An 11,376-nucleotide genomic window follows, 5' to 3' on the forward strand; every position below is an offset into this window, starting at 1 on the left:
AACTGGGCCAAGGGCCACATCAACTACTGCTTCACCCTGGGCATCATCGCCGGCCGCGGCGACGGCCGCTTCGACCCCGCCGCCAACGTGACCGGCGCCGAGGCCGCCAAGATGCTGCTGGTGGCCGCCGGCTACGATCCCGCTATTGAGGGCTTCGTGGGCACCGACTGGGCCATCAACACCAACGCCAAGGCCTCCAGCCTGGGCATCTTCCGCAACTTCAACAAGAACATCATGAACCCCCTGAGCCGCGACGACGCCGCTCTGCTGATCTACAACGCCCTGGACGTTGAGATGATCCAGAAGTATGAGAACGGCTACGCCATCGGCTACACCGATCACCGCACCATCCTGAGCGCCATGTACGGCGTGTACAAGGTGGAGGGCGTTGTGGTCGCCAACGAGTGGGCCGAGCTGGATCAGACCGACTCCGACGCCGCCCTGAAGGCCGGCAAGACCACTCTGGACAACGTGGTGCTGTACTCCTCCACCACTGCCAACACCACCACCGGCGAGGGCGTGGCCCAGTCCGGCCAGATCGCTTTCAACGTCTCCACCGGCGTTGAGACCCTGGGCAAGACCGTCACCCTGTACATCGAGAAGACCACCATCCTCTCCGACTCCAAGGTCCTGGGCGTGTCCCTGAAGGACAGCGTGAACGTGGTGCAGACTACCACTGCTACCCAGTCCACCTCCAAGGATTACCTGAAGGGCACCGGCCTGACCGTGACCGCGGATACTGAGTACTACATCAACTACGGTTATCAGGCTAACGAGAAGACTGCGCTGGAAGTCATTAACGATTTCTGGAAGGGTTCTACCGCTTCCAAGTACAACCTGAACGGTGTTGAGGTCGAGATCATCGACAACAACAACGACGGCGATGTGGATTACGTGCTCTTCCTGCGCAAGACCCTGTCCTGCGTCAGCCGCTACAATGTCAAGAACGAGATCGTCACCTTCTATGTCCCCGACTATGATGCCAATGGCAAACTGGACGGCACCTCTTCCACCAAGAGCGTGGAGTTCGGCGACGTGATCTTTGCCGACGAGGTCACCACTGACGACCTGATCCTGTACGTCGAGTACGGAGGGCGCACCTACATCTCCACGCCCGAGATCGTCACCGGTACCATGAGCCGTGTGGATCGTGACAAGAACAACGAGCTGTACGTGACCATCGAGGGTGAGACCTACAAGCAGTCCTATATTCTGGACGCTATCTCTCCTGTGGACGTGGATATCGAGCACTTCGAAATCAACTCCGCCAAGGCTGATATCGGTTTCTCCACCAAGTATGACTTCATCCTGGACTCCACCGGCGAGTACATCGTGGCTTACCGCCCCGCTGAGGAGACTGTGATCAACTACGCCCTGGTCCTGGATTCCGCCTGGACTCAGAACGCGCTGGACGTGAAGGGCCAGCTTGAGATTCTGAAGGCCGACGGCACCGAGGGTACCTACTACATCAACTGGAGCGCTTCCAAGAAGAACGCCTTTGGCAACAGCAGCACCGCGCTGGAAGCCTACCTGGGCACCCGTGACGTGCAGACCGTCAATAATACCCTGGGCGCCGCCGCCGGTACCGTCATCACCTACTCTCTGAGCGACGACGACGTGCTGACCATCAAGAGCGTGCTGGGTCTGAACAAGCTGAAAAACGACGGCGAGTTCACGGCAGTTGACGGCAACCAGAAGCCCAGCGTTGGCACCGGCGACATTGCCTACATTGAGAAGAACGCCGCCGCCGAGACCGGCAAGGTCAACGGCGATGATACCACTACCCCCAACCTCCAGTACACGCTGAAGGCCCCCTACGAGAACGGCGACGGCTACCTGTCCGTGACCGTTAAGGAGACCGACAAGGTCTACGCAGTTGATAAGAACACCGTGGCCTTCTACTATGACGTAGTCGAGGCCGATGACCTCTTGCAGGGCGGCAGGTATTACGGCACCACCTACAAGGCGGGCGACGTGTTCTACGGTGTGCTCACCGGATGGGACAATATGAGCGATGTGGACAAGGATGTCAAGGCTCAGATCTACCCCGTACTGAAGAAGACTGAGACCAAGACCTGGGAGACCACCAAGCTGGCCGAAGTGGTCCTGTTTAACGGCAAGACCTCCAGCTCTACCTCCAACTGGCTGCTGGTGCTGGATGCCAACGCGGTCACCTCCAAGATTCTGGAGCTGAACGTGGTCTTCGAGGACGGCACCACCAAGGCCATCGAGGTCAGCCGCGACGACTATGATACTGAGTTCGACAAGGCAGACGGCTACGCCTACATGGTGGCCTACACCTACAGTGTGAACTCTGACGGCACCTACGAGCTCAACCTGAACAGCCGCACCGCCGCCACTGAGGCCGTCCTGCTGAAGAACGGCACTCTGGATGTGAGCAACAACGGCGAGAACGATTACGCCTACGCCGGTATTGTGTACCCCACCCTGGTCAGCAAGTCTAACATCTGGGACGTGACCGACATGGACGCGGCCGGTGATGACGCCGCCAAGGGCACCTTTGTGGTTGGTACCAAGAAGAATGCTGTTATCATTACCAACAACGACAACAAGGTTCTGCAGACCGCCTGGATCTGGGACATCGACGAGGTCATCGTGCCCACTGAGAACGACGAGTACTACCTGACTATCGACACGATTGTCGCCGGTGAGAACGCCACCACCGACGTGACCGCCACTCTGTGGCAGGACGTGGGCAAGGATGACGACATTGACAACGATCAAAAGGTCCCCGGCAAGACCGTCAGCTACACTTACGGTGTTGAGATCCTCAGCGGCAACGGTCAGTGGGTCGATTCCGGCATCAGCAAGACCGGCAAGGTCACTACCGGTACGGATGATGCTGCGGGTCAGGTCACCGTCAACCTGAACTTCGACTCTGACCACTCCACCAACGCTTACCGCATCACCGTCAGCTTCAGCAACAGCGACATCGGCACTGTCACCGCCGTTAAGGCCGGCAGCTGATCGTCTCTCCGTTGCGGTTCTGATTTCAAATGCAGAAAGGGACGCCCGGGCTGTTGCCCGGGCGTCCCTTCTTGCGGTCTTAACGCAGCGCAAGATAATAATAGACGGCGTTTGCTTCGTTGCTGTGAATACCGGAGGTGCTCTGGTAGGTGACGGTAAAGCCGGTATCCGTGATGGCCAGCTGCGCATTCGTGCCGCCGTCCGCCAGCATGGTACCATAGACGTTCCGGGATGGGATACAGACGAATTTGGGTCGGAACCCCAGCTCAATGGTCTTGATGTAGCCATTTCCGGTGTAGCTTCCGATCACCACCTCCGCCTTCTCCTCCAGCGCCGTATCGATCCTGGCCAGATCCTGATTGAAATCCTCCCGTAAAAAGCTGTCCTCCGGCTCCCACTGGTGGAGCCCGTAATGGGGTGTATACTGTGCCATTCGGCATCCCTCCTTCACCCCTGCCCGGCCCGGGCGGGAAAGAAGGACGTTTTCATACATTTTTTTCCAAAAACTGCGCTACAGCCCTGCCCACCCGTCAAAAAACGTCGTATCCCGGAAGGATACGACGTTTTTTCTGTTTACTCCACCGGGACCAGCGCTCCGGTGACGCCGTCCACATCGTAGGCTCCGGTATCGGTCTCGACGCGCCAGACCGGCGTGAGCTGCCCGGGCCGGGACGCGCCGGAAACGACATATCCGGCCCGCATCCCATCGATGCTGCTGCACACATAGTTTCCCTCGTTGAGTCCGGCCAAAAAGCGCACCAGCACGGTCGCCGTGGTGAGCGGGGCCCCGGTATCCGCCGGGAGCGCGCTCCCGGCCAGGCGCCGCCCCCGCAGCAGGACCAGGCTGCCGTCCCGCCAGGTCAGCTCCACCTGGCAGGAAAAAACCGGCACGTCCTCCCAAAGCTGGCGATAGGTCCACACGCTCTCCTGCTCCCGGGTTTCCCGGGAAACCAACTCCGCCTCCATCCCCAGCAGCGCCAGGCAGTCCCTCCCGGCCCGCTCCAGCTCGTCCGGATCGGCCTGGTACACGCCCGCGTCCAGGGCAACGGAAAACTCTCCGCTCATGAAAAACTCGGCGCTGCCGTTTGCTCCGGCATACAGGGTGCGCATCGTGGTGCTCTCCGCCTGCTCCGTCACGCGGCCCAGCAAGGCTTCCGCCGCGGCCTGTTCTCCCGAACGGTCCTGCGTAAAGTTCAGACCCGCCAGCTCCATATCCCTGGGGACCCGCTCCAGGTGAAAGGCAATGCCGCTGTTGGCCAGGGCGGACACCGCTCCGGCGCTGGCCTCCTCCTGAAACCGGGCGGTCTTATGCTGCTGCAGAAGCACCAGGGCCAGCAGGAAGGCGTTCACGCACACCAGGATCAGGAGCACAATATTTTTAATTTTAGACCATTCCATACGTCACGCCCCGGCGATCCAGCCGGCCTCCACAGTGTCCCCTCCGCCGTCCGCGTAGCAGAGGACCAGCTCCCGCCTGCCGCTCCCCAGCGCCGCCAGGGCCGCGGCAGCCTGCCGCTCCCGGAGCACCAGGGTGTGCTCTCCAGTCTCCTCGTAGCTGCGGAAGTGAAGGGTATAGTCGGTGATCTTCCCGCTGCGGATCAGGAAGCGGGCGCACCAGCCCTTCTCATACAGCTGCACGGCGGCGCCGTCCAGGCTGTAGCCGAAACGCACCTCCACGCCCGCCTGCGTCTCATCCATCCCCATCAGGTACAGCCGGGCGGAGCCGCACAGGCTCCCCAGGGTGGCGTCCGCCAGCCGCCAGGCCGCCTCGATGACGTCGGTGTTCCCGGCAGAGCCGTCCCCCACCGCATAGCGGGAGGCGGCCGGCTCGGAAGCGTGATAGATCACGTCTCCGTTCTCCATGATCTGGAGGGTCTCCCGGTCCTCCCGCACCATGATACCGCCCCCCTGGATCGGATAAGAGGAGTTGCTGCGGAAGGAAAGGGCGCTCCGGATCGCGGTAAGGGTGCTCTCATCGCCGGCCGACAGCGGAGAAGCGCTGCGGTAGCTGCGTGGATTGGGCGCGGAAGAGAAAATCAGCACATATGGGTCCAGCGCCCCATAGCCCGCGTCCGCGCTGAACTCGAACGCAAAGGTGGCGCTGTTTCCGCCGTAGCCCGTCAGCACGTCCTCCATGCGCTGCGCGTAATCCACGCTCGTCTCACAGGCATAATACAGGCCGTCTGTTTCATTATGATAGTAAAGGGCGGCGTTGGCGCCGGCGGTACTGGCCACCAGCAGGCGGCGGGCCGTCCCGGTCAGCTCGGGATTGGCCGCATCTCCGCCCATCCAGGCGTACAGGGCGTCCAGCGGCACCTGTCCCAGCAGGTCGAAGTACACCCCGCTGCGCTGGAGGGCAAGCCGCCACTCCTCCTCCGTGATGGGACGCGGCGTCTTGGCGCTGGCCAGCGCTTCCCCCAGCAACCCGCCCACGGAAGTATAGATCCCATCCACCTGACCCTGGTCATACTGGACGGCAAACCGCTCCGTGCCGCTGTGGATGGCAATGCGCACCGGCTGGGCCGCCATGCCGGGCTGCCCGTTCTCCGGAGTGGCTGCCGGCGGCTGCGCTTCTCCGCGCAGCAGGGAGAGCAGCGTCCCCACCCAGCCGCTGGGCCCCGTGTCGGCCAGGCCGCTGTAGACCAGCGCCCGCGCCGCCAGGTACACGGCCGATACCGCCAGCAGCACGATAAGCAGCGTCTTGCAGCTCTCCAGTACCCGGCGCCGGCGCCGGCGCACCCGCTTAAGCATGTCCATGGCGCGGTCCCTCCACCAGCAGCGTCAGCCGGACGGTCAGGCCGGGCCCCGGACGCTCTACCAGCTCCAGCGTGCCCTCATGCCGGTCCACGATCTCCTTGGCAATGGACAGTCCCAAGCCCGTGCCGCCGGACTCCCGGGAACGCGCCTTGTCCACCCGGTAGAAGCGCTCGAAAATGCGCCCGCGGTCTTCCTTTGGAATCCCGATGCCGTTGTCGGCCACTTCCATCCAGACCCGCGCGCCCAGCCGTCCGGCGGATATGCGGATCCTGCCGCCGTCCGGCGTGTACTTGATGGCGTTGGACACCACGTTCATCATCACCTGGAGGATACGCTCCCGGTCTCCGGTTACCTGGGGCAGACCGTTCTCCAGCTCCAGCTCCACCTTGTGACCGTGGCGCTGGGCCTCCATCAGGATGGCGTTGTACACATCCCGCACCGCCCGCTCAAAATCAAAGGGGGCCAGCTTGAGCTCGGTCCGGCCGGAATCAAAGCGGGAAAGCGTCAGCAGATCCTGGACGATATGGGTCATGCGGTCGGACTCATTGAGAATGACCCCCAGGAAGTTCTTTTCGGTATCCGGCGGCAGCGCGCCCGCGTTGTCGGCCAGGGTCTCAGCGTAAGAGCGGATATTGGTCAGCGGGGTACGCAGCTCGTGTGAGACGTTGGCCACAAACTCCCGGCGCATCTCCTCCGTCTTGCGCTGCTCCGTCACGTCGTGGATGACCACCAGCACGCCGCCCAGCCGCTCCGGGTCAAAGGGCGCCAGCAGCAGCTCCAGGCTGCGGCCGTCCACATCCATGGCCCCGTCCAGATAGCCGGGCTGCTCCACCGCCAGCACCCCCCGGAGCGGCGCGATGGGGGCGAAGAGGGTATCATAGTTCTCCTCCCCGCCGATGGGGATGGCCCGGCCCAGCAGCCGTTCGGCGGCAGGATTGGACTGGATGACCGCCCCCTCCCAGGAAAAGGCCACCACGCCGTCGGTCATATGCAGGAACAGCGTGCCCAGCTTATTGCGCTCGTTCTCCACTTCTTCCAGCGTCTGCTTGAGCTGACGGGCCATGTCGTTGAAGGTCCTGGTCAGCACGCCGATCTCATCCCGGGAGGCCACCTCGATTTTATGGGAAAAGTCTCCGTCCGCCACCCGCTCGGCGCCTTCGGTCAGCCGCTCGATGGGGGTGATCAGCGTCTTGGACAGCAGGAACGAGAGCAGCACGGAGATCACCAGCCCGAAGACCAGCGCCTCCACGATCAGGGTAATCAGCTCGCTGTTCAGGGCCTGCACGGTCGTGCGGTCATCCCGCACATAGATGATATAGCCGGCCCCCCCGCGTTCCAGCGGCACCGCCACGTCCATATAGGCGGCGGCCGGATCGTTGTCGTCCCCGATCTCTCCATTGAGCGCGCGGCTCAGGTTGCGGGAGAGCTCCGGTGTGCGGACATTTTCCGGCTGGTCCGAGCCCGCCAGATAGCGGGCGTCGCTGCCGTCCAGCACATAGCATTTGCGGCTGCGGTTGTCGATCCCCAGGGTGCTGTTGGTGCTCAGGATCCGGGCGATGCTGGCCGCCCCGTCCTCCTCCCCGTCGGCGGGGGTGGTCAGGTCGGACCAGAAACCGGCGTCCCCAAAGGCTTCCGCCATCTGCGTGTGGAAGTCCTGGGTATAATAATTGACCACCGAATTGATCAGAAAGGCGCCCACGACCGTCATCAGCGCGACGATCAGCAGCGTCATGATGAGCATCAATTTCATATGCAGGCTGCGGAACATGGGACACCTCCTTTCCGGATGGAAATCAGGGGAGCGCTGCCGTTATGCGCTGCTGCCTGCGCAGGCAAACGGAACGCCGCCCGGCGCAAAGGCATGAGCTCATGCGTTGAAAAAATACCCCATTCCCCGCCGTGTGACGATGAACTGCGGCGAGGCCGGGTCGTCCTCAATCTTCTCACGCAGCCGCCGTACGGCCACGTCCACGGCACGCACGTCACCCACATAGCCCTCGTAATTCCAGACGTGCTCCATGAGGGCTTCCCGTGAAAAGACCTTTCCCCGCTGGCTTCCCAAAAATTTGAGCAGCTCGTATTCCCGCTGGGTCAGTTCCAGCGCCCTGCCGTCCTTATAGGCCACCATCAGCTCGGTGTCGATGGAGATCCGCCCCAGTTCGACGCGCTGTCCGGCCGCCTGGGCGGCGGGCCCGGCGGCCACCATTTCGCTGCGGCGGATGTTGGCCTTCACCCGTGCCAGCAGCTCCCGCATGGAAAAGGGCTTTGTGATGTAATCGTCCGCCCCCAGCTCCAGGCCCAGGACCTTATCGGTCTCCTCCTCCCGGGCGGTCAGCATGATGACGGGGGTGCTCCGTCCCTGGGCGCGCAGGCTGCGGCATACGTCGAACCCATTGCGCTTCGGCAGCATCAGGTCCAGCAGGATCAGATCCGGGTCCTGCTCCAGCGCCAGCTGCAATCCGGCGTCCCCGTCGTAAGCCTCCAGCGTCTGATATCCCTCCCGCCCCAGATTGAAGCTGAGGATATCCACAATATTCTTTTCATCCTCCACGATCAGGATGCGCTTGGCCATCGGTCTCGTCCCCTTTCCGGCTTACCGCCCCAGATAAGCTTTGGCCTTCAGCACCAGAGCCACGGTCTTGGCGTCGCAGATCACCCCGGATACCACCTGTTCCACCAGTTGGTCAAAGGGGATGCGCTCACACTCCAAAAACTCGTCGTCGTCCGGATGGCATACCCCCGGCTCCAGATCCCGGGCCAGATACATATGCAGTACCTCGGTGGAAAAGCCGGGGGAGGTATAGAGATACCCCAGATAAATCAGCTCTCCGGCCCGGACGCCCACCTCTTCCTCCAATTCCCGCAGGGCGGCGGGACGGTGGTCCTCGCCCCGCTCCAGCTTTCCGGCGGGCAGCTCGGTGACGACCTGCCGGAAGGGATAGCGAAACTGCCGCACGATGCTCACGGTGCCGTCCCGGTAAAGCGGAAGGATGGCCACGCCGCCGGGGTGCTCCACCACCTCGCGGCTCACCACCTGGCCGTTGATCAGCTGGGCCTTGTCTCTGCGCAGGGTCACGATCGCGCCCTCAAACAACACGTGGCGCTCCACGGTTTTTTCCATCAATTCCATATTGCACGACCTCTATTCCAAATTGAATTCAGTATACCATATTTATCGGGCTTTCGCCACCCTGACCTTTTCCAATCCGCCCAATCATTACAGCTACCCAAACCGTTTTTCAGCTTTTATAATAAAGTCTGCCGACCGATTGCGCTTTGTCCCCTGAGGCTGCACATCATTCGAGCGAACCCGACTGCTTGTAAGGAGGCGCGCCATGACCATCCAACCCATCGGAAATGCCAGCGTGGCACTGTACATCACTCCGGCCGACCTGAAGGAGCACGGCCTGACCCCGGCCGGCCTGACCTTGGAGCGGGCCCTGGAGCTGACCCGGGACGCGTTTCACGAGGCGGGCATCACGCTGGATGGTTCCATTGAGATCGAGGCCTATCCCAACGCCTGCGGCGTGCTGGTCTTTGCCCGCGTGCAGGCCCCGGAGCATCTTTGGTTTTCCTTCGACAGTCTGGACCCGCTGCTCTCCGCCGCCCGCGCGCTGCCGGTTCCCCGGCCGGACGCGCAGCTTTTGTGGTGGGAGGGGCGCTACTGGCTCTCACTGCCCGCCGGCGCGGATCAGGCTGCGGCACAGCTGTCGGAATTCGGCCGCTCGGAGGATGGCCGCCCTCACCTGGAGGCCCGCCTTGCCGAGCACGGCCGTCCCGTCCTTTCCGGGGACGCGCTCGGCGCTCTGCTCACCTATTTCCCCGTCTAGCATATTGACAAGTATGTTATAATAATCTAAGCGCATGCCTGGGGGAGGTGGTTCCGTGGAGAGCAGGGGCGTCAAGGTGATCGCCAAGAACAGCAAGGCCTACCACGATTATTTTATCGAGGATCAATATGAGGCAGGCATCGAGTTGGCGGGCACCGAGGTCAAGTCGATCCGTCAGGGCCATGTGAACCTGAAAGATTCCTTCTGCATCGCCAAGGACGGTCAGATGCACGTGCATGGGATGCACATCAGCCCCTATGAAAAGGGAAATATTTTTAACAAGGACCCCCTGCGTCCCCGCCGTCTGCTGATGCACAAGCGGGAGATCCTGCGGCTGTATGCCAGGGTGAAGCAGGACGGCTACGCGCTGGTGCCCCTAAGCATCTACTTCCGTGGCTCCCGCGTCAAGCTGGAGGTAGGCCTTGCCAAGGGCAAGAAGCTTTATGACAAGCGGGACGCCGCCGCCGCCAAGGATGCCCGGCGGGAAATGGACCGCGCCATGAAGGACCGCCGCCGCGGCGGATAACAAAGGATAAAAGGAGTGGCTGAAATGGCTCAGAACCCCATCGTTACCTTTGAGATGGAGGACGGCGGCAAAATGGTCGCCGAGCTCTACCCGGAGGTGGCCCCCAATACGGTCAACAACTTCATCAGCCTGGTAAAGTCCGGTTTTTACAACGGGCTCATCTTTCACCGGGTCATTCCCGGCTTTATGATCCAGGGCGGCTGCCCCCAGGGCACCGGCACCGGCGGCCCCGGCTACAGCATTAAGGGCGAGTTTTCCGCCAACGGCGTACCGAACGACCTGAAGCACAGCCGCGGGATACTGTCCATGGCGCGTGCCATGCATCCCGATTCCGCCGGAAGCCAGTTTTTTATTATGGTGGAACCTGCGCCCCACCTGGATGGTCAGTATGCCGCCTTCGGCAAGGTGATCGAGGGCCTGGATGTGGCTGACGCCATCGTCTCTGCCGACCGCAACCGGATGGATAAGCCGTATCAGGACCAGCGCATGAAGACGGTGACCGTAGAGACCTATGGCGTGGATTATCCCGCGCCGGAACAGTGCTGATCAAAGCGCAGCGAAAATAACGGGTATTACCGTTCTCCCCACTTCCAGCCGAAGCCCCGCAAAGCGGGTCCGGCTGGAAGTGGCGGAGCAAGGGAATCAAGCCAGGGGCGCCCCTACCGGGGCGTCCCGAACGAAATAAACTTTGCGACAACATGGGGGCGTACTGGTTTCGACGGGGACGCAGAGGCGGGAATAGCGGGCGGATGCGCCTAACATCCTTAAAATGGGCAACTTATAAATTAAAGAACAACGATAACGTTGAGCTTGTCGCGGCTTAAGCCGTGACCGTTCCGCCCGGAAGGACCACGAGCCGGGACGGGGCGTCGTTTAGTGGTGCACGTGTGTGCGCAAAGCTTTGAGCGCACCATGAACAATGAAGCTACCAAGCCCCTGAGTGTGTCGGCCCACGCTTGGGTAAGGGAATGTAAATGACCGACTGCGCCCGGAGAAGTTCCCGTTGAAACGTTTTCGGACGGGGGTTCGACTCCCCCCGCCTCCACCAAAATGCACCAAGGCGAACCCTGTAAGGGGTTCGCCTTTGGTGTATCATACATCAGAATGGCTGTCCTGTACGTGATACAGGACAGCCAGGTAGTGTCAAGGATTTTGCGCAAATTGGTTTGCAGGCTCTGGAATGAATGAAGTCAGCCAGCAATGGAGGCGTCCTCAACGGCAGCCTCCAGGTGCTTCATATTCATGTACTTTTTGTTGCCCCACTGGGTGCCGGCC

10 protein-coding genes and 1 other RNA gene are annotated in these 11,376 nt (G+C 61.7%); 5 read left to right on the forward strand and 6 right to left on the reverse strand.

The features are described 5' to 3' along the window. On the forward strand, positions 1 to 2,988 hold a 2,988-nt coding region (locus MR825_RS05105), incomplete at its 5' end, for an S-layer homology domain-containing protein (protein ID WP_287879266.1). Between the two features lie 79 nt (positions 2,989 to 3,067). On the opposite strand, the gene MR825_RS05110 is transcribed toward MR825_RS05105, so the two are convergent. The 6 genes from MR825_RS05110 to MR825_RS05135 all read right to left on the reverse strand — a co-directional run bounded on the left by MR825_RS05110 (position 3,068) and on the right by MR825_RS05135 (position 8,875). Further along, a complete protein-coding gene (locus tag MR825_RS05110; RefSeq protein WP_287879269.1) occupies positions 3,068 to 3,421 on the reverse strand; it encodes a hypothetical protein in 354 nt (117 codons plus the stop codon). 140 nt (positions 3,422 to 3,561) lie between these two features. Then, the gene (locus MR825_RS05115) at positions 3,562 to 4,386 is read right to left on the reverse strand and encodes a hypothetical protein (RefSeq protein ID WP_287879272.1); all 825 of its coding nucleotides are present in this window, start codon (positions 4,384 to 4,386) and stop codon (positions 3,562 to 3,564) included. A gap of 3 nt (positions 4,387 to 4,389) precedes the next feature. Continuing rightward, positions 4,390 to 5,745 (reverse strand): hypothetical protein, encoded by a 1,356-nt coding sequence (locus MR825_RS05120; protein WP_256176489.1) that lies wholly within the window; start codon positions 5,743 to 5,745, stop codon positions 4,390 to 4,392. Next, on the reverse strand, positions 5,732 to 7,513 hold the full coding sequence (locus MR825_RS05125; protein ID WP_287879273.1) for an ATP-binding protein: 1,782 nt from the start codon (positions 7,511 to 7,513) through the stop codon (positions 5,732 to 5,734). Before MR825_RS05125 ends, MR825_RS05120 begins: the two co-directional genes overlap by 14 nt. Before the next feature lie 99 nt (positions 7,514 to 7,612). Next, positions 7,613 to 8,317, reverse strand: coding sequence for a response regulator (locus MR825_RS05130; RefSeq protein WP_186909014.1), 705 nt, complete (start codon positions 8,315 to 8,317; stop codon positions 7,613 to 7,615). A gap of 21 nt (positions 8,318 to 8,338) precedes the next feature. Continuing rightward, entirely contained in the window at positions 8,339 to 8,875 is a 537-nt protein-coding gene (locus tag MR825_RS05135) for an NUDIX hydrolase (protein WP_186909013.1), read from the reverse strand. 205 nt (positions 8,876 to 9,080) lie between these two features. Between MR825_RS05135 and MR825_RS05140 the strand changes: the two genes are divergently transcribed. From MR825_RS05140 to ssrA, 4 genes are all read left to right on the forward strand, one after another. Next, positions 9,081 to 9,575 carry an adaptor protein MecA gene (locus MR825_RS05140; RefSeq protein WP_186909012.1) on the forward strand — a complete coding sequence of 165 codons (495 nt, stop codon included), beginning with the start codon at positions 9,081 to 9,083 and terminating at the stop codon, positions 9,573 to 9,575. Between the two features lie 34 nt (positions 9,576 to 9,609). Beyond that, positions 9,610 to 10,101 (forward strand): SsrA-binding protein SmpB, encoded by a 492-nt coding sequence (smpB, locus tag MR825_RS05145; protein ID WP_186909011.1) that lies wholly within the window; start codon positions 9,610 to 9,612, stop codon positions 10,099 to 10,101. A 24-nt stretch (positions 10,102 to 10,125) separates the two neighbouring features. After that, positions 10,126 to 10,647 carry a peptidylprolyl isomerase gene (locus MR825_RS05150; RefSeq protein ID WP_287879277.1) on the forward strand — a complete coding sequence of 174 codons (522 nt, stop codon included), beginning with the start codon at positions 10,126 to 10,128 and terminating at the stop codon, positions 10,645 to 10,647. A 154-nt stretch (positions 10,648 to 10,801) separates the two neighbouring features. Then, positions 10,802 to 11,149: a transfer-messenger RNA gene (gene ssrA, locus MR825_RS05155) on the forward strand. Positions 11,150 to 11,376 lie beyond the last annotated feature (227 nt).

Origin of the sequence: Lawsonibacter sp. (genome assembly GCF_022777125.1) — a bacterium.
In the GTDB taxonomy this organism is placed as follows: domain Bacteria; phylum Bacillota; class Clostridia; order Oscillospirales; family Oscillospiraceae; genus Lawsonibacter_A; species Lawsonibacter_A hominis.